The sequence below is a fragment of the Streptomyces sp. NPDC091281 genome (genome assembly GCF_044757425.1).
Classification (GTDB): domain Bacteria; phylum Actinomycetota; class Actinomycetes; order Streptomycetales; family Streptomycetaceae; genus Streptomyces.
Window position 1 is genome coordinate 363,688 of sequence record NZ_JBIVUY010000009.1, and the last position, 24,943, is coordinate 388,630.

Annotated in this window: 21 protein-coding genes; 8 read left to right on the forward strand and 13 right to left on the reverse strand. The window is 70.7% G+C overall.

Annotation, left to right across the window (positions count from 1 at the left end):
• Position 1: 1 nt before the first annotated feature.
• Positions 2 to 355 (reverse strand): hypothetical protein, encoded by a 354-nt coding sequence (locus ACIQPQ_RS24415; protein WP_401307088.1) that lies wholly within the window; start codon positions 353 to 355, stop codon positions 2 to 4.
• The gene (gene ctaD / locus ACIQPQ_RS24420; RefSeq protein WP_401307090.1) at positions 352 to 1,968 is read right to left on the reverse strand and encodes a cytochrome c oxidase subunit I; all 1,617 of its coding nucleotides are present in this window, start codon (positions 1,966 to 1,968) and stop codon (positions 352 to 354) included. The genes ACIQPQ_RS24415 and ctaD overlap by 4 nt, the downstream gene beginning before the upstream one ends.
• Before the next feature lie 105 nt (positions 1,969 to 2,073).
• Here ctaD and ACIQPQ_RS24425 point away from each other — a divergent pair, with 105 nt between their 5' ends.
• On the forward strand, positions 2,074 to 2,667 hold the full coding sequence (locus tag ACIQPQ_RS24425; protein WP_401307092.1) for an RNA polymerase sigma factor: 594 nt from the start codon (positions 2,074 to 2,076) through the stop codon (positions 2,665 to 2,667).
• Positions 2,660 to 3,667, forward strand: coding sequence for a CU044_5270 family protein (locus ACIQPQ_RS24430; RefSeq protein ID WP_401307094.1), 1,008 nt, complete (start codon positions 2,660 to 2,662; stop codon positions 3,665 to 3,667). The genes ACIQPQ_RS24425 and ACIQPQ_RS24430 overlap by 8 nt, the downstream gene beginning before the upstream one ends.
• A gap of 194 nt (positions 3,668 to 3,861) precedes the next feature.
• Here ACIQPQ_RS24430 and ACIQPQ_RS24435 read toward each other — a convergent pair whose 3' ends face one another.
• From ACIQPQ_RS24435 to ACIQPQ_RS24465, 7 genes are all read right to left on the reverse strand, one after another.
• Positions 3,862 to 5,040: a GTP-binding protein gene (locus tag ACIQPQ_RS24435; RefSeq protein ID WP_401307096.1), complete on the reverse strand. Its 1,179-nt coding sequence runs from the start codon at positions 5,038 to 5,040 to the stop codon at positions 3,862 to 3,864.
• Between the two features lie 7 nt (positions 5,041 to 5,047).
• Positions 5,048 to 5,218 carry a 50S ribosomal protein L32 gene (gene rpmF / locus ACIQPQ_RS24440; protein WP_401307099.1) on the reverse strand — a complete coding sequence of 57 codons (171 nt, stop codon included), beginning with the start codon at positions 5,216 to 5,218 and terminating at the stop codon, positions 5,048 to 5,050.
• A gap of 346 nt (positions 5,219 to 5,564) precedes the next feature.
• Positions 5,565 to 6,446, reverse strand: a complete 882-nt coding sequence (locus ACIQPQ_RS24445; RefSeq protein WP_401307102.1) for a metal ABC transporter permease — start codon at positions 6,444 to 6,446, stop codon at positions 5,565 to 5,567.
• Positions 6,443 to 7,312: a metal ABC transporter ATP-binding protein gene (locus ACIQPQ_RS24450; RefSeq protein WP_401307105.1), complete on the reverse strand. Its 870-nt coding sequence runs from the start codon at positions 7,310 to 7,312 to the stop codon at positions 6,443 to 6,445. Before ACIQPQ_RS24450 ends, ACIQPQ_RS24445 begins: the two co-directional genes overlap by 4 nt.
• Positions 7,313 to 7,323: 11 nt before the next feature.
• A complete protein-coding gene (locus ACIQPQ_RS24455) occupies positions 7,324 to 8,262 on the reverse strand; it encodes a metal ABC transporter substrate-binding protein (protein WP_401307108.1) in 939 nt (312 codons plus the stop codon).
• A gap of 135 nt (positions 8,263 to 8,397) precedes the next feature.
• Entirely contained in the window at positions 8,398 to 8,901 is a 504-nt protein-coding gene (locus ACIQPQ_RS24460) for a Fur family transcriptional regulator (RefSeq protein WP_401307110.1), read from the reverse strand.
• 466 nt (positions 8,902 to 9,367) lie between these two features.
• Positions 9,368 to 9,778 (reverse strand): hypothetical protein, encoded by a 411-nt coding sequence (locus tag ACIQPQ_RS24465; RefSeq protein WP_401307112.1) that lies wholly within the window; start codon positions 9,776 to 9,778, stop codon positions 9,368 to 9,370.
• A 737-nt stretch (positions 9,779 to 10,515) separates the two neighbouring features.
• Between ACIQPQ_RS24465 and ACIQPQ_RS24470 the strand changes: the two genes are divergently transcribed.
• From ACIQPQ_RS24470 to ACIQPQ_RS24490, 5 genes are all read left to right on the forward strand, one after another.
• Positions 10,516 to 11,979 carry an APC family permease gene (locus ACIQPQ_RS24470; protein ID WP_401307114.1) on the forward strand — a complete coding sequence of 488 codons (1,464 nt, stop codon included), beginning with the start codon at positions 10,516 to 10,518 and terminating at the stop codon, positions 11,977 to 11,979.
• 35 nt (positions 11,980 to 12,014) lie between these two features.
• On the forward strand, positions 12,015 to 12,773 hold the full coding sequence (locus tag ACIQPQ_RS24475; RefSeq protein WP_401307116.1) for a DeoR/GlpR family DNA-binding transcription regulator: 759 nt from the start codon (positions 12,015 to 12,017) through the stop codon (positions 12,771 to 12,773).
• A gap of 73 nt (positions 12,774 to 12,846) precedes the next feature.
• Complete coding sequence (locus tag ACIQPQ_RS24480) at positions 12,847 to 14,367, forward strand: GMC family oxidoreductase (RefSeq protein WP_401307119.1); 1,521 nt, start codon at positions 12,847 to 12,849, stop codon at positions 14,365 to 14,367.
• A gap of 63 nt (positions 14,368 to 14,430) precedes the next feature.
• Complete coding sequence (locus ACIQPQ_RS24485; protein ID WP_401307122.1) at positions 14,431 to 15,459, forward strand: SIS domain-containing protein; 1,029 nt, start codon at positions 14,431 to 14,433, stop codon at positions 15,457 to 15,459.
• A gap of 38 nt (positions 15,460 to 15,497) precedes the next feature.
• On the forward strand, positions 15,498 to 16,376 hold the full coding sequence (locus ACIQPQ_RS24490; protein ID WP_401307124.1) for an ROK family protein: 879 nt from the start codon (positions 15,498 to 15,500) through the stop codon (positions 16,374 to 16,376).
• Between the two features lie 993 nt (positions 16,377 to 17,369).
• On the opposite strand, the gene ACIQPQ_RS24495 is transcribed toward ACIQPQ_RS24490, so the two are convergent.
• From ACIQPQ_RS24495 to xylB, 4 genes are all read right to left on the reverse strand, one after another.
• The gene (locus tag ACIQPQ_RS24495) at positions 17,370 to 18,893 is read right to left on the reverse strand and encodes an aldehyde dehydrogenase family protein (RefSeq protein ID WP_401307127.1); all 1,524 of its coding nucleotides are present in this window, start codon (positions 18,891 to 18,893) and stop codon (positions 17,370 to 17,372) included.
• A gap of 259 nt (positions 18,894 to 19,152) precedes the next feature.
• Positions 19,153 to 20,421, reverse strand: coding sequence for a GAF domain-containing protein (locus ACIQPQ_RS24500; protein ID WP_401307130.1), 1,269 nt, complete (start codon positions 20,419 to 20,421; stop codon positions 19,153 to 19,155).
• Positions 20,422 to 20,864: 443 nt separating this feature from the next.
• Positions 20,865 to 22,073: an ROK family protein gene (locus ACIQPQ_RS24505; protein ID WP_401307132.1), complete on the reverse strand. Its 1,209-nt coding sequence runs from the start codon at positions 22,071 to 22,073 to the stop codon at positions 20,865 to 20,867.
• Between the two features lie 14 nt (positions 22,074 to 22,087).
• On the reverse strand, positions 22,088 to 23,533 hold the full coding sequence (gene xylB / locus ACIQPQ_RS24510) for a xylulokinase (protein WP_401307135.1): 1,446 nt from the start codon (positions 23,531 to 23,533) through the stop codon (positions 22,088 to 22,090).
• Between the two features lie 116 nt (positions 23,534 to 23,649).
• Here xylB and xylA point away from each other — a divergent pair, with 116 nt between their 5' ends.
• A complete protein-coding gene (gene xylA / locus ACIQPQ_RS24515) occupies positions 23,650 to 24,816 on the forward strand; it encodes a xylose isomerase (RefSeq protein ID WP_401307137.1) in 1,167 nt (388 codons plus the stop codon).
• Positions 24,817 to 24,943: the final 127 nt, after the last annotated feature.

Genomic DNA, 24,943 nt, shown 5'->3' on the forward strand with positions numbered 1-24,943 from the left:
CCTACGCCCGTCCCAGCACCAGCACGCCCACGCATCCCAGCGTGGCGCACCACCCCAGCAGGCATCCGGCGAGCAACCGCCGCCGCAGCGCCTGATAGCGACTCTCGTACTCCTCGTACATCCGCCCGGCCCGCGCCGCCGTGCTCCGCCATGAGGCACGGGTCAAAGTCAGATACTCGGACTCGTAGCGCTCCTCCACCTCGCGGCGCTGGTGAGGGTCCAGGCCGTCGAGGCTGGTGGAGAAGCGGACGGCTGCTCTCCGCGCCTCCTCGCGGGTGGCGGCCACCAGCAGGTGCCCCTCGATGCCGTCGAGGAGTGCCCGCGCGTCCGCCCGGTGCGCGTCCCAGCCGGTCACCGGTTCGCCAACTCCCTTTCCAGGCCGGGGGTGGGGGAGTGGTGCAGGTCGAACGCCGGGGATTCGCTGCGGATCCGCGGCAGGGTGAGGAAGTTGTGCCGCGGGGGCGGGCAGGAGGTGGCCCACTCCAGGGAGCGGCCGTAGCCCCACGGGTCGTCGACGCCGACCGGCTTGCCGTACTTGGCCGTCTTCCAGATGTTGTAGAAGAACGGCAGCAGCGACAGGCCGAGCAGGAACGAGAAGATGCTGGAGACCGTGTTCAGCGTGGTCAGGCCCTCCACCGCCAGGTAGTCGGGGATGCGGCGCTGCATACCGTTCGCGCCGAGCCAGTGCTGGACGAGGAAGGTGCCGTGGAATCCGATGAACAGGGTCCAGAAGGTGACCTTGCCGAGTCGTTCGTCGAGCATCTTGCCGGTCATCTTCGGCCACCAGAAGTGGAAGCCGGCGAACATCGCGAACACGACGGTGCCGAAGACGACGTAGTGGAAGTGTGCCACCACGAAGTACGAGTCCGAGACGTGGAAGTCCATCGGCGGCGAGGCGAGGATGACACCCGTCAGACCACCGAAGGTGAACGTGATGAGGAAGCCGGTCGCCCACAGCATCGGTGTCTCGAAGGACAGTGAGCCCTTCCACATCGTGCCGATCCAGTTGAAGAACTTCACCCCGGTCGGTACCGCGATGAGGAACGTCATGAACGAGAAGAACGGCAGCAGCACGCCGCCGGTGACGTACATGTGGTGCGCCCACACCGTCACCGAGAGACCGGCGATGGCGATGGTGGCCGCGATCAGGCCCATGTAGCCGAACATCGGCTTGCGCGAGAACACCGGGATGATCTCGCTGATGATGCCGAAGAACGGCAGGGCGATGATGTACACCTCGGGATGGCCGAAGAACCAGAAGAGGTGCTGCCACAGCAGCGCTCCGCCGTTGGCCGCGTCGAAGATGTGCGCCCCGAACTTGCGGTCCGCCTCCAGGGCGAACAGCGCGGCGGCCAGCACCGGGAACGCCAGCAGGACCAGGACGGCCGTCAGCAGCACGTTCCAGACGAAGATCGGCATCCGGAACATCGTCATGCCCGGTGCGCGCATGCAGATGATCGTGGTGATGAAGTTGACCGAGCCGAGGATGGTGCCGAAGCCGGAGAAGGCCAGACCCATGATCCACATGTCGGCGCCGACACCGGGGCTGCGGATCGCGTCCGACAGCGGCGAGTAGGCGAACCAGCCGAAGTCCGCCGCGCCCTGCGGGGTGAGGAAGCCGCCCACCGCGATGAGCGAGCCGAACAGGTAGAGCCAGTAGGCGAACATGTTCAGCCGCGGGAACGCCACGTCGGGCGCGCCGATCTGCAGCGGCATGATCCAGTTCGCGAAACCGGCGAACAGCGGCGTCGCGAACATCAGCAGCATGATCGTGCCGTGCATCGTGAACGCCTGGTTGAACTGCTCGTTCGACACGATCTGCAGACCGGGCCGCGCCAGTTCGGCACGCATGACGAGCGCCATGACGCCGCCGATGCAGAAGAACGCGAACGACGTCACGAGATACAGCGTGCCGATCGTCTTGTGGTCAGTGGTGGTCAGCCACTGGATGCTCTTGAGGTTTCTCACGCCCCGCCTGTGTCCGTGTCCCGCACGGACGTCACACTCGTACGACGAGACGAGCGTCACGACAACACCTGTGACGATCACGAGGGTGCCGGACACGAAGACGACATGAGCAACGACGAGATCTTCGCCGCTGCCTACCGTGAGCACTACTGGGCGGTCAGCCGCTACGTGGCGCGGCGGCTGGACGGGCGCACCGCCGACGTCGAGGAAGTGGTGGCGGAGGTGTTCACGGTGGCCTGGCGCCGCCGCGCCGACCTGCCGCACGCTCCGCTGCCCTGGCTCTACGGGGTGGCGCGCAACTGCCTGTCCAACACGGTGCGCGGCCGGGGCCGCTACCGCCGCCTCCTCGACCGGCTCGGCAACGACCAGGCCGCGCACGGCAGACACCTCACCCGGGGACCGGAGGCGGAACCACCGGGCGGCTGGGTGCACGAGGCGCTGGCCAGGCTGTCTCCCCAGGACCAGGAGGTCCTGCGGCTGACCGCCTGGGAGGAACTCGGCGTGGACGAGCTGGCCCTCGCCCTCGGCTGCGGCAGCAGGGCCGCCTCCATGCGTCTGCACCGGGCCCGCGCCCGGCTCAGGGCCGAGATCGACCGCATGGACCGGCCTGCCGCTCCCGCACCCCGCACCGCCCGGCGGACCCCCCACCCGGCGGCCACGACGAACGCCATCCCCGCGAAGGAGCACGGCCATGGCTGACGAGCTGGAACTCCTGCGCCGCGCCGACCCCGTGCCCGCCGACGCCTCCCCCCTCGGCGACGGACCCCTGCCGGCACGCGCCGAGCACCACTTGGAGCAGTTGCTGCACGGGCCGTCGACGGACCCGGGACGGACAGCCGTCCGGTTCCTCCGGCCCGCCCGTCGCCGCGCCCGCGCGGCCTGGAGCCTGACGGCCGTCGCCGTGGTCGCCGTGACGGTGTCGGTCCTGCTGCTCGGCGGCACCGCGGCCCCCCCCGCCGTCGCCGCACCCCGCCCGCTGGCCGTGGTCGCCGACGCCACGCCCGTACCGATGGACCGGCTCGCCGACCGGGCCGAACGCGCCGCGGCCGACGGCGGGCCCGCACTGCGCCGGGGGACGCATGTGCGCTCGTGGAGCCTGGGCATGTCCGACGACGGGCCCCCGGTCACGCTCCCCGAGGAACGCGTCGTGCGGTGGACGGCCGACGGCCGCCACACCGAGCTGGTCGTGGCGACCGACCCGCGCCATCCGGGACGCCCGGTCCTCGGCGAGGACGAGGACGGCACACCCCGCCTGGTCGAGGACGGACACGTCCTCAGCCGTCGCACCTACCCCCCCAGCTGGAGCGACGCCCCGCCCCAGTCGCCGCCGCCGCGGGACCCGGAACGCCTGCGCACCTACCTGGAGGAGGCACAGCACAGCGACACCCTCGACACCCCGGAACTCCTCGACGCGACCGTGCTCCTGCTCGACAACTGGACCCTCGGCGCCCCGGAGTCGGCCGCTCTCGCCCGCCTCCTCGCCGAGGACACGGAACTCCGCCCCGTCGGCCGGGTCACCGACCGCCTCGGCCGACCCGGCCACGCCTATGTGTTCGAGCAGGCCGGCCTGCGCCGCATGCTGATCCTCAACCCGGTCACCGGCGCCGTCCTCGGCCTGGAGACCACCTTCACCGAGGACCAGCCCGAGTACGGCGTCCAGGCGGGCGACGTCATGGAGTACAGCGCCTGGACCAGATGACCGCGGCGCCCCCCTGGTAGCGGTGCCGCTCGCGCGGCGGGTGGTCTGCCAGGAGATCGACGACCCGGGATGCTTCGCGGTGTCGAAGCGTCCCGGGTCGTGGTCGATGGTGGTGACCATCCGGTCGGGAACCGGGCCGGACGATGCCGTGGCTGCGACCACCGTCCGGCCCGGAGTCTCGTCGCGGACACGGCCTAGGCAGCCGTCGGTGCCGGGCTCTCGTGCGAGCAGGTCTCGTCGAGTCCGTACGTCTCCCAGGCGGGGAAGGAGTCGGTCGCGGGTGCCGCCTCGCCGGCCTGTACGAGGCACTCGGTGAGGGCCGCCTGGAGTGCGTCCGTGTCCAGGTGGGTGCCGATGAGGACCAGTTCCTGTGCGTGCGGGCTGTCGGCGTCGCGTGCGGTGGACGGTTCGAAACGTGCGACCGAGCCGGCCTGTGACCAGAGCCCGGTCACGTGGGGACGGCTGGCGAGGGTGAAGAAGCCCTTGGAACGCAGGATGTGTCCGTGCTGTCGGCTGTCCAGGGTCTCGGTCACGAAGGTCCACAGCCGTCCGGGATGGAAGAGGGCTCCCGAGCGGAAGACGGTGGAGGAGATGCCGTATTCCTCGGTCTCGGGGACGTGGTCACCGTTGAGTTCTCTCACCCAGCCGGGGGCCTGCTGGGCTCGCTCCAGGTCGAAGCGGGCGGTGCCCAGGACCTCGTGGAGGGGTACCTGGCCGCGGACCGTCGGGACCACGTGGGCGGCTGGGTTGAGTCGCGCGAGGGTGGCCCGCAGTTGTGTGGCCAAGGTGTCGTCGACGAGGTCGAGTTTGTTGAGGACGATGACGTCGGCGAACTCGATCTGGTCGATGAGCAGGTCGCTGACCGTGCGTTCGTCGTCCTCGTACTGGTCGAGGCCCCGTTCGACCAGCTCGTCCCCACCTGCCAGCTCGGGCAGGAAGTTGGCGGCGTCCACGACCGTGACCATCGTGTCCAGCCGGGCGAGGTCGTCGAGGGTGGCACCGTCGTCGCGGGCGAAGGCGAAGGTGGCGGCCACCGGCATGGGTTCGGAGATGCCGGAGGATTCGATGAGGAGGTAGTCGAACCTGCCCTCGCGGGCCAGCCGGTCCACCTCTTCCAGGAGGTCGTCTCGGAGCGTGCAGCAGATGCAGCCGTTGGTCATCTCGACCAGGCGTTCCTCGGTGCGTGACAGCGCTGCCTCACCGCCGCGCACCAGGGCGGCGTCGATGTTGACCTCGCTCATGTCGTTGACGATGACGGCGACGCGCATGCCCTCGCGGTTGCCGAGCACGTGGTTGAGCAGAGTGGTCTTGCCTGCGCCCAGGAAACCGGACAGGACGGTGACGGGCAGGCGCGGCGCGGGAGCGTGCGACATACGGCGGTCAGTCCGCGGGGCGGATCAGGCCGCGCTCGTAGGCCGTGGCCAGCCGCTGGGGCACACGGTAGGACACACCGTCCACGGTGACGGTCACCAACTGGGGTGCCGTGGCCTTCCACTGCGCACGACGGTGACGGGTGTTGCTGCGGGACATCTTGCGTTTGGGAACGGCCATGGGGACCTCCGGGCGATCGGTGAGCTGCGCACACGATATATGAAAACGAATGTCATTACGCAAGTTGCCCGCTTCGCAGGCCTCGGGTCGGCCAGCGAGATCGGCGCGCAAAGCTCGAAATCGCCCCGGCAGTTGATGCAGGCGGGCCTGGTCGAGAAGGTGTCCGTCCCCGGAGACCGGCGTCCGTACTACCGGATCAACGACGAGGGGTGGGTCGCCTCGGTCTTCGAGCGTCTCGCCGCGCCCACCTGCGAAAACACGCGTTCCACGCCAGCGAGGTGTGCGGTGTGCGGTGTGCCATACGGTATTCGGCCTGTTCCACCCTGGGCGGCAGGACGGCGGTGGGTCAGACGGGCTGCGGGACCGCCGTTCGGTTGCCCCACTGCCGGGCCCGGTAGCGGCCGACGAAGCGGCAGATGACGTAGATGCCGAACGAGACGGTGGTCACGTAGGGGCTGATGGGGATGGAGCTGCCGAGTGCCAGCAGGATGCCGCCCTCGATCGAGACGACTGCGAACACGACGCTCAGCAGGGGCAGCAGCACCGGTGACGCCGTGACCCGGGCGGCTGCCGCGGCAGGGGTGGTGACCAGGGCCAGGACCAGGAGCGCGCCCACCACCTGCACAGACAGGGCGATGGCCAGGCCGAGCACGATCATGAAGGCGAAGGAGAGGCCTCGTACCGGGACCCCGCGCGCGGCGGCGACGTCCGGATCGGCGCTGGCGAAGGTCAGCGGACGCCACATGACGGTCAGCGCCGCGAGCACCACGGCGGAGGTGCCGAGCAGCCAGGCCGTCTGCGGGGTGTCCACCGCGACGATCTGACCGGTCAGCAGACCGAACTTGTTGGCTGCCCGGCCTTTGTAGAGAGCGAGGAACAGCACGCCCAGGCCCAGGCCGAAAGGCATGAGGGTGCCGATCGCCGAATTGCGGTCGCGGGCCCGGGTGCCCAGGAGCGCGATCACCGCCGCCGCGAGCAGCGATCCCACGATCGAGCCGACGACGAGGTTCGTGCCCAGGAGCAGAGCGCCCGACGCACCGGCGAAGGAGAGCTCGCTGATGCCGTGCACGGCGAAGGGCAGATCGCGCATGATGACGAAGACACCGGCCAGGCCGCCGATGAGGCCGAGCGCGGCCCCGGCGATCAGGGAGTTACGGACCAGGACGAGCAGCTCGCCGTAGTTGTCGAAGCTGAAGATCTGCTGCCAGATCCCGTCGGCGGACGTCATGGACGTACTTCTTCCTTCACATCGGTGTGGTGCGCCGGGGCGGCCGGGCCGTCCGGGGTGCCGACGACCACGACGCGGCCGCGCACGCGGACGACGTCGACCTGGGTGCCGTAGAGGCGGGAGAGGGACTCGGAGGTGAGTACCTCGTCCGGGGTGCCGACGCGGTGGCCGCCGGGTGCCAGATAGAGAACCCGGTCGACGAGGTCGAGGACGGGGTTGATCTCGTGGGTGACGAAGACGACCGCCGTGTCGTGGGAGCGGCGGCGGGCGTCGACCAGTGCGGTCACGGCCCGCTGGTGGTTGAGGTCGAGGGACGTGAGCGGTTCGTCGCAGAGCAGGATGTCGGGGTCGGTGGCCAGGGCCTGGGCTACGCGCACGCGCTGGCGCTCACCGCCGGAGAGCATCCCGAGGGGGACGTCCGCGTAGGGGGACGCGCCGACCGCCTTCAGGATCTCGTTCGTCCGGCGGCGGACGGCGGCCCCGCCCCATCCGGGACCGAACCGGTGTCCGTCGATGCCGAAGCGGACCAGGTCACGGGCGCGCAACAGGGCCTGCGCAGACAACTCGGCCTGCTGCGGGACGTAGCCGATGTGCCGGGCGGCCTCACGCGGGGCGCGGCCGAGGACGGTGAGCGTCCCGGCCGACAGGGGCTGCCGGCCGAGCAGCGCCCGTACGAGACTGCTCTTGCCGGAGCCGTTCGGCCCGAGCACGGCCAGGAACTCACCCGGCCGTACATCAAGGTCGAGGTCCTGCCACACCGTGCGCTCGCCGTAGGAGAGGGCGGCGCCCTTCAGCCCGATCACCGGGGCGGAGCCCGCGCGCTGGTGATCGGTGGCGTTGTCGCGGGCCTGGGAAACGGGAGCCATGGTGTGCTGCCCTACTTGTTCAGGGCGGCGGCGAGTGCGTCGACGTTGGAGGTCATCCAGCCGATGTAGTCCTTGCCCTCGGGCAGGGTCTCGGTGACCGGAACGACGGGGATGCCCGCGTTCTCGGCGGCCTTCTTGACCTTCTCGGTCTGCGGGCCCGAGGTCTGCTCGTTGTAGACGAGCGCCGCGACCTTCTTGCCGCTGTAAAGCTTCAGGGTCTCCTGGAGCGTCTTCGGGGAGACGTCGTCGCCCTCTTCGATGGCCTCGCTGAACTCCTCGGGCGTCTTGTTGTCCAGACCCGCGGCTTCGGTCAGGTACAGCGGCACGGGCTCGGTGATGCCGACGCCCTCGCCGTGGTGCGCCTTCTTGATGTCGGCTTCCTTCGTCTCCAGCGCCGTGAGCTTCTTCTTGAACGCCTCCGCGTTCTTCGTGAACGTGTCGGCGTTGGCGGAGTCGGCCTTGCCGAGGGCGGCGGCGATCCGGTCGGCGAGCTTGGAGACGGTGGGGAAGTCGTACCAGACGTGCTCGTTGAGTTCCTCGCCCTCCGGCGCGGTCTTGCCGGACACCTTCACGGCGTTGATCCGTTCGGCACCGGAGTTGCCGCTGCTCTTGAGCATGCGGTCGACGAAGTCGTCGTAACCGCCGCCGTTCTCGATGACGACCTTCGCCTTGGACAGGGCGAGCTGGTTCTGCGTGCTGGCCTCGTAGGAGTGCGGGTCCTGGTCGGGGTCGCTGATGATGGAGGTGACGTCGACCTTGTCGCCGCCTATCTGCTCGGTGATGTCGCCGTAGACGTTGGTGGAGGCGACCACGGTCACTTTCGACGAGGACGAGCCGCCCCCCGCGTTCTTGCCGTCGCTGTCGGCGTCCGAGGAGTTGCCGCAGCCCGCCAGCAGAGCGAGGGAAGCGACGGCGATCAGCGCTACGCGCAAGGACGGGGTGGTGGACATGGGCTTCCTCCAGGTGGTGCGAGCGTGGAGCCGTTCGGGTGAACACCTTCACGCTAGATGAAAACGAATGTCGCAACCATGACGGGGAGGGCGGTATGGGAATCGTTTCCAAGTCTTTACGGTCCGGGCGAGCCGTCAGCCATGGCCGTCTTCGCGCGGGCGGGCGCGGTCGCCTTCGCGAGGGCGGGGTTCGGGGACGGTTTCGGAGGCGGTTTCTGCGGCGGGTCGGCGGCAGTGGTCGCAGATCCCGGTGAGTTCCACGACATGCTCGATGTCGCTGAAGCCGGTCTTCCTCGTCATCGCCTCGGCCCAGTTCTCGACCGCCTCGGCGTCCACGGTCAGGCTGATGCCGCACTTGCGGCAGACGAGGTAGTGGCGATGACCGTCCGAGGGGCGCGGCCGGTAGAGGCGCTCTCCGGACTGCTCACGCACGACGTCCACATGGCCCTCCTGCTCCAGCATGCGCAGGGTCCGGTACACGGTGGTCAGTCCCACGAGGAAGCCGACGGAAGCCAGCTCCGCGTGCAACTGGCGCGCCGAGACGAAGTCGCCGGAATTGAGCAATGCCTGGAGGATCGCGGCACGCTGTCGAGTGGACCGCCAGGGGGAAGGGTGTTCGCCGGTCGCCGTGCGGCCCATGTTGCTTGCCTCCCGGGGAGGTTGGGGGTCTGTCGGTCAAGGTCGGGGGGTTTGCCGGTCAAAGCTAGATGAAAATGAATCTCATGACTACGCGTATCCCCTTGCCGTGCCGCGGGTGGGCGGCACGCGCCGCGGTGCCGAGAGTCACAGTCCATGGGCCTGTAGGGAGACGATCGTCGCGGAGGCCGGCCGGGCCCGTTCGGGTCGAGCGGGCGGATGACCACGGCGCTGTCGTCGTCCAGGCCCAGGACACGGAGCACGGCATTCCTGAGGCCCCGCACCTGTTGCGGCGTCTGCTTCCGCGCCCGAGGGGCCGCGCGCACGACCTGTGCGTCCATGAGGCGGACGGCTCCGCTCTGGCCGTCTGGCCGTCTGGTCGTCTGGTTGTCTGAGAGCTTCGTGCCGGGTGGCGGTCGGCGGCTACGGCATCCACCGGCAGGATTCGCCCCACGACCGCCGCAGCGCGTTACCGCGCCGTCGCCCGCGTCTGGGGTGTTCCGATGTCCGGTGAGGTCGGCGTCGTTCGGGCCGGTGGGCTCCAAGAGTTCCTCACCAGCAGGATCGGCATGGCCAGGGACGCCAGCAGGCCGATAGCGGTGGCATGGCCGATGTCGAAGGTCTGGAAGCCGAGTTGGTGGACGTAGTTGCTGATGGCCAGGGTCGATGTGCCGGGGCCGCCCTTGGCCATGGCGTTGATGATCGCGAAGGTCTGGACGCTGTCGATGACGCGGAGCGTCAGCACGATCGACGGCACGGGGGCTGGCATCGGCCGCTTGACGTGGCGGGTGAGCCGACGGCCGACGGTGCGGTCGAGTTGCGTGGCGTCGAGGGGGGGCGGGGCGAGGGATTCGGGGTCGGCCAGCGCCACGATGATCACCGCCACTGGGGATGCCCAGGTGGCGGCCGGCATGGTGGACGTCCCTTCGGTTGGCCTCCCGCCCGGCCTTGCTCGTCGCCCAGGCCGCGAAGGTGTATGCGGAGTCCTTGTGCTTGCTGAAGGCGCTCAGGCGGAGCGCGTGCACGTTGGGGGAGCTGTCGGTGTTGCCGGTGCCGGGCGGGTTGGCGATCGCGTAGGGCACCGGGACGTGGCCGACCGTGCTGGCGACGACCGATGACTTGGGGTCCTCGTCGAAGGGGCCATTAGCTGTGGCGTTTATGGGCATCGCCGCCTTGCCCTGGGTGAAGGTGATGCGGTTCTGCTCCCTGTCGAAGTGGCCGACGCCCTTCACCTCACCCCGTACTCGGTCAGCAGGTCGCGCCAGAGCTGTGTGGCTCGGACCGCCTCGGGTGCGTTGACCGCGATCTTGCCGGACGCGTTGCAGTAGGTGCCGGGTGCGGCCGCCCGGCAGCCGCGTCGGCAGACCCGGCACGGCGCTGTGGCACGAGGATCCGCACGGCGGACGGGCGTACCTGTCCGCACCCCCCGGCGCGTTCCCCTCACTCCCCGGCCGGGCCACGGTCACATGATGATCCAGCCAACAGATTGAACAAATCCTCGAACATTAACGTTGACTCTGCACGTCTTGGATGTGAAAGTTAACGCATCTGATGTTCAGGTTGATGTGTGGGCTGTCGCTGCCAGTCACCCTGGACCGCCTTCCCGAGGGAGATCCCATGGGCACCACCGCAGATCAGCCAGCGACCCCCACACCCCCCACCGTCCCGCAAGCACCCGATGCCCCCACCAATCTGCAAGCCGGCTCCATCGGACTCGCCGGGGTCCTGATGCAGTCGGTGGCGCAGATCTCGCCGACCCTGGGCATCTTCTACACAATCGCCTTCAACACCGGGCAAGCCGGTGTCAGCGCGCCGCTGACCTACCTCGCCGCGTTCGTGGTCTGTCTGCTGATCGCCGTGCCCATGGCCGGTCTGGCCCAGCACCTGCCGTCGGCCGGCGGCTTCTACACCTACGTCGCCCGGGGCATCGGTCCACGCTGGGGGTTCATCACCGGATGGCTCTACGCGGTGATGGTCGTCATCGTCCCGGCCGCACTGGCGGCCTTCACGGGCGCGATCCTGCACGACGAACTCGACGGCAAGTACGGCTTCGGCCTGCCGTGGTGGGCGTACGCGCTGGTCATGCTCGTGGTCTGTTTCGCCTGTGCCTACCGCGGCATCGTCATCTCCATCCGGTTCCTCGTCGTGATGACCATGTTCGAGATCGTGGTGGGACTCGGCCTGGCCATGACCGGGCTGTTCGATCCGGGCCCCGGGGGTGTCAACGCCACCGGCTTCAACCCGGCCCACATCGGCGACTCCTCGGGCTTCTTCCTGGCCATCGTGCTGTCGATCTTCGCGTTCACCGGCTTCGAGAGCGCGGCGGCCGTCGGGGAGGAGTCCCGTGACCCGGTGCGGTTCGTGCCCCGCGCGATCATCGGCTCACTGGTGCTCATCGGCGCGTTCTACGTCGTGTGTGCCTGGGGACTGCAGATCGGCTGGGGCACGAGCAACCTCGGCGCACTCGCCGACTCGCCGACCGCCCCCGCCTTCGTCCTGGCCGACCGCCTGTGGAACGGAGGCTCGATCATCGTGCTGATCGCCCTGGTGAACTCCGGCCTCGGCGTGTGCATCGCCTGCACCACCAGCTCCACCAGAACCCTGTTCGGCATGGCCCGCACCGGTGCCCTGCCCCGCGGACTCGCACAGGTCCACCCGGTCCACCGCACACCCGTCACCGCCGTGTTCGTGCAGTCCGCCATCGCGGTCACCGTGTGCCTGGCGGGCGGCCTCTCCCTGGGCGCCTACAACCTGTTCAACCTGCTGGGCACGGCCGGCACCTTCGTCTACATCCCCATCTTCATCCTGATGAACATCGCCGTGTTCCGGTTCTTCCACCGCAAGCACCGCGAGGAGTTCTCGGTCCTCGCCCACGTGATCTGCCCCCTGGCCTCCACCGCGGCGCTCCTCACGATCGGCTGGAAGAGCATCGTTCCGCTGCCGGACTGGCCGGTCCGGCTCGCCCCGGCGCTGGCCGCCACCTACCTCGTGCTCGGAGCCGTGGTGCTGTTCGCCCGCAACCTGCGCCCCGGCAAACGCGATTGGATGGGCCGGGCGGGAGAACTCCCCGACATCACCTGACAGCACCGCAGCTACGACCGAGGAGTCAGCACATCATGCAAGCCGAGGAACGCCAGCAGACCATCCTCCAGATGCTCCAGACCCGGGGCCAGCTGGCCATCGCCGACCTCAGCGCCAGATTCGAGGTGTCGGAGATGACGGTCCGTCGTGACCTGGCCCAGCTGGAGAAGACCGGACTGCTGCGCCGTATCCACGGCGGAGCCGCACGCGCCGGCAGCGGCAGCTTCGAGCCGCCGTTCGCACTGCGGGCACGGCTGCACACCGAGGCCAAGCGGGCCATCGCCACCGCCGTCGCCGCGGAGCTGACCGACGGCCAGACCGTCATCCTCGACGGCGGCACCACCGGGATGGCCGTCGCCGAGGCACTCGTCGGACGCAACCTGACCGTGTGCGCACTGAACATGCGGGTGGCGGAAATCCTGGCCTCCTCCCCGGCCACCCGCGTCATGCTGCCCGGCGGCATCATCCGGCACGACGAGCTCAGCCTCGCCGGCGCGGCGGCCGAACGAACCCTGGCCGACCACCGGTTCGACACCTACGTGATGACCGTCTCCGGTATCGACACGGCCGCAGGGCTGACCGAATGGAACCTCGACGACGCGGCCGTCAAACGCGCTGCCCTCGCCGTCGCCGGCCGGTGCGTCGTCGCCTGCGACTCCTCGAAGTTCGGGCAGACCGCGTTCGCCCGCATCGCCGCACTGGGCGATGTCGACGTGATCATCACCGATACCGCGCTCGCGGCCGACCAGCGCGAAGCCGCCGCCGCCGGTGGAGCCGACGTACGCATCGCCTGAATCCCGTTCGTGCCCGGCCCGCCCGTCCCGGCCCGCCCGTCCCGTCCCGTCCGAACCAGAGGAGCAGATCACCATGACCACCGACACGGAACTCCCCTCCACCGTCGACACGCTCGTCGTCGGGGGTGGCACGGGCGGCGCCGCCCTGACCGGAGTACTGGCACAGCACAGCACGGAGAGCATCCTGCTGCTGGAGGCCGGACCCGACTACGGGCCCTTCGCCGACGGTGCGTGGCCCGGCGACGTCCTGGACGCCCGTGCCATCCCGCTCTCCCACGACTGGCAGCTGGAGACCGGCGCCGGCATCGAGGGCCGGGTCCTTGACCTTCCCCGCGCCAAGATCATGGGCGGCTGTTCGTCGCATAACGGCTGCACCGCCTCGCTCGGCGCCCGCGCCGACTACGACGGCTGGGCGGCCGCCGGTAACCCGGGCTGGGCCGCCGCCGATGTCGAACCCCTGCTGCGCTGGGTCCACGACCGCTTCCGCGTCCGCCGCTACCGCATGGACGAACTGACCCCGCCCCAGGCGGCCTTCGTCGCCGCGGGACTGGCCGCCGGCCTGCCCTTCGCCGACGATCTCGACGACCTCGACGCGGCCACCGGTATCGGGCCCATGCCGGTCAACGTCAGCGACGGCATCCGCTGGAACAGCGCGTTCGCGTTCCTCGACCCGGTCCGCGCCGTGCCGCACCTGCGGATCGCCGCCCGCACCACCGTACGGCGGCTCCTGTTCGACGGAAGCGACGTCATCGGCGTCGAAGCGGCCACACCCGACGGACGCGTCCACCGCGTCCACGCCGACCGCGTGGTGCTGGCCGCCGGTGCCTACCACTCACCGGCCCTGCTGCTGCGCTCGGGCATCGGCCCCGCCGACGAACTGCGCGCACTGGGCATCACCCCGGTCGCCGACCTGCCCGGCGTCGGCAGGCACCTGCTCGACCACTCCTGCGTCCAGCTCGACTTCACCGGCCACGAAGGGCTCCTCGACGAACTCGCCGCACTGCCCTGGAACCCCGACGAGCAGACCGTCGGCCGCGCCAAGTCCTCCCGCTGCGACGCCGGACCGTACGACATCCACGTCTTCATGGTCGCCGGCGCCAACAGCGGACACCCCGGCCTGCCACCGATCAGCCTCTACGGCGGTGCCATGCGGGCCCGCTCCGAAGGCCGTCTCACCCTGCCCTCCGCCGACCCGGACGCCCGGCCCCTCATCGACCACCGCTACGCCAGTGACGCCGACGGCTACGACCGCACCGTCCTGACCGAAGCCCTCGACCTGCTCCAGGACATGACCGCGGATCCCCAGCTCGGCAAGATCCTCGGAACACAGGTCACCTCGGCGGAAGACGCCCTGCGCGACATCGTCAACTACTGCCACCCGGCGGGCAGTTGCAAGATGGGCCCGGCCACGGACCGCAGCGCCGTCGTCGACGCGACCGGTGCCGTGCACGGCACCGGCAACCTCTTCGTCGCCGACGCCTCCCTCATGCCCGACATCACCCGCGGCAACACCAACCTCCCCACCGCCATGATCGGCGCCCGCGTCGCGGCCGGACTGCTCGGCCTCGCTCCCGAGACCGTCGCCGCCCGCTGACCACGGCCCGTCCCGACAACGGGCCCGCAAGAAACGGGCCCTCGAAGAAACGAAAGAAAACCCGTGACTCTCAGTCCGTTCGAGCAAGACATCATCGACCAGCCCGGCGCGCTGCGCGACTTCGCCCGAGCCGAACCCGACGCCGTACCGCCGCTTCTCCTGCCGGAGCACCGCGAACGCTACGACCGCATCGTGCTCACCGGGATGGGCTCCTCCCACTTCGCGGCGCTGCCCACCTGGCGCAGCCTCGTCTCCCTCGGCCACACCGCATGGTGGGCCGACGCCGGCCAACTGCTCGACAGCCCCGGACTGGTCACCGACACCACCCTGCTGGTCGCCACCTCGCAGTCCGGCAACAGCGCGGAGATCGCCGCCCTGCTCGACCTCCACCGCGCGTCCCCCCGACCGCGGACCATCATCGGCATCACCAACGACCACAACAGCGCCCTGGCGACCGCCGCCGACGCCGTCATCGGCCTCCGCTCCGGCGCCGAGGCCACGGTGAGCACCAAGAGCTACCTCAACACCCTCGCCGCCCACCAGCAGCTCCTCAACACCCTGTCCGGCCACGGCAACAACCCCGACGCCGTCACCGCCGCGGCCAAAGCCGTCGAACACCTCGATCCCGGCCCGGCCGTCACCGACCTGGCCCGATGCGCCGCCGACACCCCGCGGATCGCGTTCATCGGAAACCAGGACCAGGCGGCCACCGCCCTGTACGCGGGACTCATCACCAAGGAAGCGGCCAAGGTACCGGCCGAGGGCTACATCGGCGGCCAGTTCCGCCACGGCCCCATGGAACTCGCCGGACCCGGACTGACCGCCGTCCTCTTCGGCGCCTGGGCCGACGACCGCTCCGCGTCGCTGCGCACCCTCGCAGCCGACCTGGTGGCCAGCGGCTCCGACGTCACGCTCGTCGGCGACCTCGTCCAGCACGGAGCCCGGACCATCGAGGTCCCGCGTCCGGACGCCCTCACCGAACTGGCCACCAGCGCGGTCGTGGCCCAGCACATCGCCGTCCACATCGCCCGCGCACGCGGCATCGAACCCGGGGCGTTCACCTACGGCAGCAAGATCACCACAGCGCTGTGAAACGCCACAGCACCCCCCAGACCTCCGGCGGCCCAACCGTGACCATCGGAATCGACCTCGGCGGCACCGGCACCCGCATCGTCGCCCTCGACTCCACCGGCACCGTCCGCACCAGCCGCAGCCTCCCGACCCGGCACTCCACGGACGCTGCCGCCGAGGACCTGGTCTCCGACCTCGCCGCCCACATCCGCGACGCCGCCGAGGGCGCCGCCCTCACCGCCGTCGGAATCGGCGCCAGCGGCCCCGTCGACCCACAGGGCATCATCCGGAACGACGCCACTCTGCGCCCCTACAGCCACATCCCCCTCACCGAAATGATCAGCGCCCGGCTCGGCGTGCCCTGCCTCATCGACAACGACGCCGTCACCGCCGCCATCGGGGAGAACACCTACGGCGCCGGTCATGACAGCCCCGCGCTCCTCATGATCACGCTTGGCACGGGCGTCGGAGTGGCCCTCCTGACGCACGGCACGCCCTACCGCAGCGCCGACGGAACCCACCCCGAAGCCGGCCACATCCCCGTCAACGGCCCGCCCGCACCCTGCTACTGCGGACTGTCCACGTGCTGGGAACAACTCGCCTCCCGCACCGCCCTGGATGCCGCCACCGGCCATACCACCGCCGAACTCGCCGCCCGAGCACACTCGGGCGAACTGCAGGCCCGCGCCGTCTTCGAACGCTACGGCCAGCATGTCGGGGCAGGGGCCGGAACGCTCATCACCGTCCTGCGGCCGGCCCACGTCGTCATCGGAGGGAGCGCCGCGCAACACCTGCCGCTCTTCGCCGGGGGCCTTCAGCACGCCCTCACCCGCACGGAGCCCTTCGCCTACACGCCACCGGTTCTCCCAGCCCGACTCGCCGAACACTCAGGAGCCATCGGAGCAGCCGTACTGGCCCAAAAATCCGCAAGACAGTGACGGCCCTACACGCCCACAGAACAGATGGGCGGCGCAGGCGCCCGCACCTGCGCCAGCGACCCGGGAAGCGGTCAAGAAGGCCATCTGATCACTCACCCGGACGGTGCCGGGCCGGAGTGGTCCTCAAGGAGTCGTCTGAGCGCGGGGGAGGAACTGCTGGGCCTGGACGGATTGAGACGTAACAGTCGGCGCTGGCTCCAGGACGCTCTCCTGCCCCTCCCGGTCTGTGCGGTGCGCGGAGCGTGTCAGCGATCCGCGGATGAGGGTGCGAGTCTGGGAGGAATTCGTCAGAGCGGAAACGATCGCACTGCGCAATCCACTCGCGGCCTGTAGGTGAGTTGGATGATCCGGATGCGCTGAGGCGTGGCCTCGACGCGCTCTCTCGGAAGATCCACGGAACAGCCGCTGCCGCGAAGACCGTAAAGCGAAAGAAGGCAGCGGTCCACGAGGTGTTTGGTGTAGCCGTGGAGCGCGGATACTTCGCACAGAACCCGCTGACCGGACTTCGTCGGGCGGCGCCGGAAGTCGCCGATGAGGTCGATCCCGACTGCGTGCCGAACCCCGCTCAGGTTGCCCGACTCCTGGGCGCGGTGAGAGCCCTGCCCGGACGTGGCCCTCATCTATAAGCCTTCTTCGCTGCCTGCACTGCGCCGCCATGCGCCCAGCCGAGGTGATCCACCTAGAAATCCCAGTGCCGTCTGCCGGAGAGCGGCTGAGGCCTTCTGAACTTGAGGGGCGGCGTCGTGACTGCCGGTAAGGAGCGGACCGACGATGGCTCCGTCCGCGAGACCCGGGATGAGGCGACGGCCGATGACGATGCGGAGAGCGTGTTAGCGGGACCTTGGCCCGGAAGTTCCCCGGAACTGCTGGTCAGGACTGGGACGCAGGTCAGATGTATCGGGAGTAAGGGAGTATTTTGACTCGCTGCTGAGATGTGAGCCGAGGAGGGCGCCTGCCGGGCATCTGCCCTGTTCAGGCGCCCTCTCTGTGCGTCTAGAAGAAGCCCAGCTTCTTCGGCGAGTACGACACCAGGAGGTTCTTGGTCTGCTGGTAGTGCTCCAGCATCATCTTGTGCGTCTCCCGGCCGATTCCCGACTGCTTGTACCCGCCGAACGCCGCGTGGGCCGGGTAGGCGTGGTAGCAGTTCGTCCAGACGCGGCCCGCCTGAATCGCCCGCCCCGCGCGGTAAGCGGTGTTGATGTCTCTGGTCCAGACACCGGCACCGAGACCGTACGACGTGTCGTTGGCAATCTTGATGGCGTCGTCGAAGTCGTCGAACCCGGCCACGGAGACGACGGGACCGAAGATCTCCTCCTGGAAGACCCGCATCCGGTTGTCGCCCTCGAAGATGGTGGGCCGGACGTAGTAGCCACCCGCCAACTCGCCGCCGTACTCGGCCCGTTCCCCGCCGGTGAGGACCTTCGCCCCCTCATTCCGCCCGATGTCGATGTACGAGAGGATCTTGGTGAGCTGGTCGTGCGACGCCTGCGCGCCGATCATCGTGTCGGTGTCGAGCGGGTGACCCGGCTTGATCAGCTCGGTGCGGGCCACCGCCGCGGCCATGAAGTCGGCGTAGTTGCCGCGCTGCACGAGACCTCGCGACGGGCAGGTGCACACCTCGCCCTGGTTCAGCGCGAACATCGTGAAGCCCTCCAGGGCCTTGTCGCGCAGGTCGTCGTTCTTCTCCCACACGTCGTCGAAGAAGATGTTCGGCGACTTCCCGCCCAGCTCCAGCGTGACCGGCTTCAGGTTTTGCGCGGCGTACTGGAGGATCAGCCGCCCGGTCGACGTCTCGCCCGTGAACGCGACCTTCGCCACCCGCGGGCTGGACGCCAGCGGCTTGCCCGCCTCCTCGCCGAACCCGTTCACGATGTTCACCACGCCCGGCGGCAGCAGGTCCCCGACCAGGCTCATCCAGTAGTGCAGCGAGACCGGCGTCTGCTCCGCGGGCTTGATGACGACCGCGTTGCCCGCCGCCAGCGCCGGCGCCAGCTTCCAGGTCGCCATCAGGATCGGGAAGTTCCACGGGATGATCTGCGCGACCACCCCGAGCGGCTCGTGGAAGTGGTACGCCACGGTGTCCTCGTCGACCTCGCTGAGCGCCCCTTCCTGGGCCCGCACCGCGCCCGCGAAGTAGCGGAAGTGGTCGATGGCGAGCGGGATGTCCGCCGCGAGCGTCTCACGGACCGGCTTGCCGTTCTCCCAGCTCTCCGCGACCGCCAGCGCCTCCAGGTTCGCCTCCATCCGATCGGCGATCTTCAGCAGGATGTCGGACCGCTGCGTCGCCGACGTCCTGCCCCAGGAAGGTGCCGCCGCGTGCGCCGCGTCCAGTGCCCGTTCCACGTCCTCGGCGGTGCCGCGCGCCACCTCCGCGAACGGCTGCCCGTTCACCGGGGACGGGTTCTCGAAGTACTGCCCGAGCGCCGGGGGGACGTACTCCCCACCGATGAAGTGGTCGTACCGGGACAGGTAGGAGACGATCGCGCCCTCGGTGCCGGGCGCCGCGTATCGGGTCATGGTGGACTGCCTCCCTGAGCAGGGCTGCCCGCCATTGGACAGCTCCGGGTACGACGCTACGGAGACGGACGTTGCAGCGACGTTGCGGGGACGGCGCGTGCGGAGGGCGTGCGCGGAGGGCGCGTACGCGGGCCGGAGCCAGCCTCTCGACGGGGGCCCCTCCCCCCCACCCCCCGTCCCCCCTCCCCCCCACCCCCCTAGATGCCTTGCCCGCCCCGCTTGTTCCGCCCGCCCCCGCTCATCGACGGTCCGAGCCGCATCAGCGCCGCGACCACCCCACCGGAGACATCAGCTCGGACTCCAGCGCGGCCAGCCGCGACCGCACTGCGGCGGTGGGCCGGGCTGACGCCAAGGCCTGCCACACGTCCAGGTCGTCCTCGCCCCAGGGCGCGTGTGCCCAGTCCGCCAGCAGGTCGGGGTCCCCACGGGCGATCAGGGCGGCGCGCAGTCCGCTGGTGAGCCGTTCTCTCAGGCGGACCACCGCGGGTGCCTGTGACGCGGGCAGCGGCGGTCCGGTGAACGCGGTCAACGCGGCCGTGACCGCTCCTGCGGCCAGCCTCCGTTCCACCACGCCCACGTCCGACTCGACGGGGACTGTAAGACGGTAGGGCCGCGATGCCAGGAGTCCGGGACCGAGCACGCCGCGCAGCCTGGCCAGTTCGGCCCGCAACGTCACCGGCGTCACCGACTCGTCCTCGTACAGCGCGCACAGCAGTTCGTCCCCGCTCAGGCCCTCGGGGTGACGGGCCAGGAGCACGAGGATCTCGCTGTGCCGTCGGCTGAGTCTGACCCGGCGGCCGCTGGCGGTGAGGCGGGCCTCGTCGCGGCCGAGCACCGCCAGTTCGGGCGGATCGCTCTCCTCGCGGGGCGGCGCGAGCAGCGCCAGGTGCGATTCCGCGGCCCGCGCGACGGCTTGGACGAAGCCCAGGCTGTGCGGGTGAGCCAGTCCGTTCCCTCCGGTGATGTCCACGGCGCCCAGGACGCGTCCGGTCCGGGGATCGTGCACCGGGGCCGCCGCGCAGGTCCACGGCTGGACGCGCCGGATGTAGTGCTCGGCGGCGAAGACCTGCACCGGCCGGTCCACCGTCACCGCGGTGCCGGGCGCGTTCGTCCCCACCGCGCTCTCCGACCATCGCGCGCCCGGCACGAAGTTCATCCTCCCGGCCTGCCGGCGCGTCCCCGAGTGGCCCTCGACCCAGAGCAGTCGCCCGTGTGCGTCGCACACCGCGAGAAGGTGTTCGCCGTCGGACGCGAACGTCCCCATCAGCTCGCGGAACAGCGGCATGAGCCGCGCCAGCGGATGTTCGGCGCGGTAGGCCCCGAGGTCGCTGTCGGTCAGCTCCACGTCGGCCGTGCCGTCGGGGCCGACGCCGGCCCGAGCCGACCGTCGCCACGATTCGGCCACCACGGACCGCACGGGGCGCGCCACTGTGCCGACCTCGGTGAACGCCTGGTGCGCCCGCCGCAGTATCCGTACCCGCTCGGCAGGGTCGGCCCCCGGTTCGAGGGCCACCCAGGGATCGGTCAAGACGTCCTCCCGGTGAGCTGTGCGGCTGTGGGGACATCGTTACTCCGAGTATGCGCGCCGACAACCGTTTGGGCCCCGCTCACCCGAAAGGAGAGAGTCCACTGGCCGTGTACGACGTCGTCGCGCTTGGAGTGACGAGTCCGATGCCTCTTCGGTCCCGGAGCGCGAGCTGCGCCCCGCGGATCACGTTACGGCGGCTCCGGCCCGTCCCCGCGAGCGCCGACAGGATCGGTGGACAAAGGCCCGCCTGTGGACAACTCCGTCACCCCATCGTGTAGTTGACGTCACGTCAGGAATGTGGAGTACGCCATCGGCGGCCGTCAAAAGGGTCCCCTGACAGCGTCCCGTGCCGCGCTGCCCCCGGCCGCCACCCGCCTCGCCCCCAGCGCCACCCCGCCCCACACCTGGCGTCCGACACCGCCCCGCCGCTCGGCGACGCCGCCTCACCCTCGACCGGCCACCCCGGCCGGATCGTCGAGCACTCCTCGGACCACCGAGTGGGCGGCGCCGAGCAGTGGTCCCTCGGGGCCGAGTCGTGAGACGGACACCGGGCAGGGCGGGCCGGCCGTGCGGCGGGCCAGTTCGGACTCCAGGGACGGCAGCAGCCACGGCGCCAGTCCGGACAGGGCGCCGCCGAGCACGACCCGCTCGGGGTCGAGGAGGTTGAGGGCCCCGGTCAGGGCGATGCCGAGCGCGGTGCCCGCCTCCCGCAGCGCCCGCCGTACCTCCTCGTCCCCGTTGGCGGCTCGACCCGAGAGGAGTCCGACGCGGTCTCCGCCCAGCTCCAGACCGGCGGAGCGCAGCACGGCCTCCTCGCCCGCGTACTGCTCCAGGCATCCCCGGCCGCCGCAGGCGCAGTACGGGCCGTCGGGATGCACCGGCACATGCCCCAGTTCGCCTGCGAAGCCGCGGGTCCCGCGCAGCAGGCTGCCGTCGACGACCAGTGCCGCACCGATGCCGATCTCGGCCGACACATGCAGGAAGTCGCGCGGGGTGCCGTCGCCCAGCCAGAGTTCGGCGAGGCCGCCGTAGTTGGCCTCGTTGTCCACGACCAGCGGCAATCCGTCCGGGAGCAGGGTGCCGAGGTCCACGTCGTGCCAGTCGAGGTTCGGGGCGCGTACGACAGTCCGGGCGTCCCGTGCCACCAGGCCGGGAACGGCGACCGCCAGCCCCACCGGCCACAGCCCCTCGCGTTCCCCGGCGGCCACGACCTGCCGCACCAGCGCGGTCAGTTCCCGCAGGACGGGTTCGGGGGAGCGGTCGCGGTTGGTGCCGTGCCGTTCGGCACGCGCGCGTACCTCGCCGCGCAGGTCGACGGCGCAGACCGCGAGATGGTCCACCCCGATCTCCGCGCCGATCCCGGCCGGGCCGCGCCCGCTCACGGCGAGCGCCGAGCCGGGCCTGCCGACCCGGCCGGGGCGCTCGGGGCCCAGTTCCTGGAGCAGCCCGGCGCGTATCAGCTCGTCGACGAGTGTCGACACCGCGGCACGTGTCAGTCCGATCCGGGAGGCGACCGCCGCGCGCGACAGCGGTCCGTCGGCGCTCACGGCGTGCATGACACGGGAGAGGTTGCGGCGGCGCATGCCCTGTTGGGTGTCGGGCAGCGCCCGCCCCGGGCCGGTGGGGCGGGCCTCGTGCGGCGGTGCGCTCATGACTGCGTCGGTCCTCAGTCGGTGTTCGGTTCCCGCTCCAGCAGCGGGGATGCGTCGGAGAGTACCCCGGCGATCCTGTCCAGGGCCGCCCGGTCCCGTTCCACGGCGTCCAGTACCGGCCCCCGGGCCGTCTGCCAGCGGCGCGCGACGGCCGCCGGGTCCTCTCCGGTCAGCAGTCCGGCCGCCTGCGCCGCGGCGCCCAGCGCCACGAGCTCCTGCGCCTCGGGGATCTGCACGGGCCGCCCCGAGAGCCGCCGTACCGTCTGCTGCCAGGCGGCGCCGCGCGCGCCGCCGCCGATCAGCAGCAGCGGTTCGGAGCGGTCGGCGTCCTCGTCCAGGACGAGGTCCAGGGCGCCCAGCAGGGAGTGGACCGCGCCGTCGTAGGCGGCCTGGAGGAGCTGGCCCGCCGTGGTGTCGTGGCGCAGCCCGTGCAGCAGCCCGGAGGCGTGCGGCAGGTTCGGGGTGCGCTCGCCGTCCAGGTAGGGCAGGAGGGTGAGGTCCCCGGCGGGCTCGACGGCGTCGCGGTCGATGCCCAGCAGCGCGGCGACCCGGTCGACGGCCAGGGTGCAGTTCAGGGTGCAGGCCAGCGGCAGCCAGTCGCCGTGCGCGTCGGCGAACCCGGCCACGGTGCCGGTCGCGTCCGTGGGACGTCGCCGCGACACCGCGTAGACCGTGCCGGACGTGCCGAGGCTCAGTACGGGTGTGCCGGGGCGCAGTCCGAGGCCGAGGGCGGCGGCCGCGTTGTCGCCGGTGCCGGGGGCGACCAGGGTGCCCTTGGAGAACGGCAGGTCGTGGCTGTCGCGTACGGTGCCCGCGACCTCGCCGGGGCGGACCACGCGCGGCAGCAGTGCCGGGTCGAGGCCGACGTGGGCGAGGATCTCGTCGTCGTAGGCCTCGGTCGCGGAGGCCCACCAGCCGGTGCCGGAGACGTCGCCGCGGTCGGTCGTGCCCTCGCCGGTGAGCCGCTCGGTGAGGTAGTCGTGCGGCAGGCGGACGGCCTTCGTCGCGCGCAGCGCCTCCGGCTCGTTCTCGGCCAGCCAGGCCCACTTCGTGACGGTGAAGGATGCGGCGGGGACGAGCCCGGTGCGCTCCGCCCAGGCCTTCGCGCCGCCGAGCTGCTCGGTGAGCCGCCGGGCCTGCGGTGCCGACCGCACGTCGTTCCACAGGAGGGCCGGGCGGACGGGTTCACCGCGCGCGTCGAGCGTCACGAGCCCGTGCTGCTGCCCGCCGACCGACACGGCGGCGGCCTCGCGCGCGGCGTCGCCGCACTGGTCCAGGGCCTTGCTCAGCGCCTCCCACCACTGGCGCGGGTCGCTCTCGCGCCCGGCGCCGGAGGAGACCGTGTGCGGCGCCTGGCCACTGGCGACCACCCGCCCGGTGGCCGCGTCGACGACCAGCACCTTGGTGGACTGGGTGGACGTGTCCACGCCCACGACGAGCGGACCCTCGGCTGCTGACATCGGGCTCTCCCTAACTTTTTCGCGGCTCTCTGCAGGTTCTGTCTTCCCAGAGATGCGTCCGCATACTAATTTGTAAACGGCCATGACGAAATAGTCTGTACGCAAGGAGCCGCGGCATGAGCTACCAGCCCACCCCCGATGACAGGTTCACCTTCGGTCTCTGGACCGTCGGCTGGCAGGGGCGCGACCCGTTCGGCGACGCCACCCGCCGCGCGCTCGACCCGGTCGAGTCGGTGCAGCGCCTGGCCGAACTCGGCGCCTACGGCGTGACCTTCCACGACGACGACCTGATCCCCTTCGGGTCTTCCGAGAGCGAGCGCGAGGAGCACGTCAAGCGCTTCCGCCAGGCCCTGGACACCACCGGCATGACCGTGCCCATGGCCACCACGAACCTCTTCACCCACCCCGTGTTCAAGGACGGCGCGTTCACCGCGAACGACCGTGACGTGCGCCGCTACGCGCTGCGCAAGACGATCCGCAACATCGACCTCGCGGCCGAACTGGGCGCGAAGACGTACGTCGCCTGGGGCGGGCGTGAGGGCGCGGAGTCCGGCGCGGCCAAGGACGTCCGCGCCGCCCTCGACCGGATGAAGGAGGCCTTCGACCTGCTCGGCGAGTACGTCGTGTCGCAGGGCTACGACCTGCGCTTCGCGATCGAGCCCAAGCCGAACGAGCCGCGCGGCGACATCCTCCTGCCCACTGTCGGACACGCCCTCGCCTTCATCGAGCGCCTGGAGCGCCCGGAGATGTACGGCGTCAACCCGGAGGTCGGGCACGAGCAGATGGCCGGGCTGAACTTCCCGCACGGCATCGCGCAGGCGCTGTGGGCAGGCAAGCTCTTCCACATCGACCTCAACGGGCAGTCCGGCATCAAGTACGACCAGGACCTGCGGTTCGGCGCGGGCGACCTGCGCTCCGCGTTCTGGCTGGTCGACCTGCTGGAGAGCGCCGGCTACTCCGGCCCGCGCCACTTCGACTTCAAGCCCCCGCGTACGGAGGACCTGGACGGTGTGTGGGCGTCGGCCGCGGGCTGCATGCGCAACTACCTGATCCTCAAGGATCGCGCGGCCGCCTTCCGCGCGGACCCCCAGGTGCGGGAGGCGCTTCGCGACTCGCGCCTCGACCAGCTCGCCCAGTCGACCGCGTCCGACGGGCTGCGCGCGCTGCTCGCCGACCGGGGCGCCTTCGAGGACTTCGACGTCGAGGCGGCCGCCGCGCGCGGCATGGCCTTCGAGCGCCTCGACCAGCTGGCCATGGACCACCTGCTGGGCGCGCGCGACTGACCGTCCCGCCAAACCGTACGGCCGTGGGCGGGGCCCGGGGGCCGGGCGGGGGCGGCCGGCCCGGGGCCCCAGCGCCCCCCCCGGGGGGGCCCCCCCGGCCCCCCGGGGGGGGGGCCCGCGGGCCGGG

Bases quoted from the DNA above. Each gene is read 5' to 3' on its own strand.
- rpmF (WP_401307099.1), bottom strand. From the start codon at position 5,218: ATGGCCGTTCCCAAACGCAAGATGTCCCGCAGCAACACCCGTCACCGT.
- ACIQPQ_RS24470 (WP_401307114.1), top strand. From the start codon at position 10,516: ATGGGCACCACCGCAGATCAGCCAGCGACCCCCACACCCCCCACCGTC.
- ACIQPQ_RS24455 (WP_401307108.1), bottom strand. From the start codon at position 8,262: ATGTCCACCACCCCGTCCTTGCGCGTAGCGCTGATCGCCGTCGCTTCC.
- xylA (WP_401307137.1), top strand. From the start codon at position 23,650: ATGAGCTACCAGCCCACCCCCGATGACAGGTTCACCTTCGGTCTCTGG.
- ACIQPQ_RS24480 (WP_401307119.1), top strand. From the start codon at position 12,847: ATGACCACCGACACGGAACTCCCCTCCACCGTCGACACGCTCGTCGTC.
- ACIQPQ_RS24495 (WP_401307127.1), bottom strand. From the start codon at position 18,893: ATGACCCGATACGCGGCGCCCGGCACCGAGGGCGCGATCGTCTCCTAC.
- ACIQPQ_RS24445 (WP_401307102.1), bottom strand. From the start codon at position 6,446: ATGACGTCCGCCGACGGGATCTGGCAGCAGATCTTCAGCTTCGACAAC.
- xylB (WP_401307135.1), bottom strand. From the start codon at position 23,533: ATGTCAGCAGCCGAGGGTCCGCTCGTCGTGGGCGTGGACACGTCCACC.
- ACIQPQ_RS24425 (WP_401307092.1), top strand. From the start codon at position 2,074: ATGAGCAACGACGAGATCTTCGCCGCTGCCTACCGTGAGCACTACTGG.
- ACIQPQ_RS24460 (WP_401307110.1), bottom strand. From the start codon at position 8,901: ATGGGCCGCACGGCGACCGGCGAACACCCTTCCCCCTGGCGGTCCACT.
- ACIQPQ_RS24505 (WP_401307132.1), bottom strand. From the start codon at position 22,073: ATGAGCGCACCGCCGCACGAGGCCCGCCCCACCGGCCCGGGGCGGGCG.
- ACIQPQ_RS24430 (WP_401307094.1), top strand. From the start codon at position 2,660: ATGGCTGACGAGCTGGAACTCCTGCGCCGCGCCGACCCCGTGCCCGCC.
- ACIQPQ_RS24450 (WP_401307105.1), bottom strand. From the start codon at position 7,312: ATGGCTCCCGTTTCCCAGGCCCGCGACAACGCCACCGATCACCAGCGC.
- ACIQPQ_RS24475 (WP_401307116.1), top strand. From the start codon at position 12,015: ATGCAAGCCGAGGAACGCCAGCAGACCATCCTCCAGATGCTCCAGACC.
- ACIQPQ_RS24435 (WP_401307096.1), bottom strand. From the start codon at position 5,040: ATGTCGCACGCTCCCGCGCCGCGCCTGCCCGTCACCGTCCTGTCCGGT.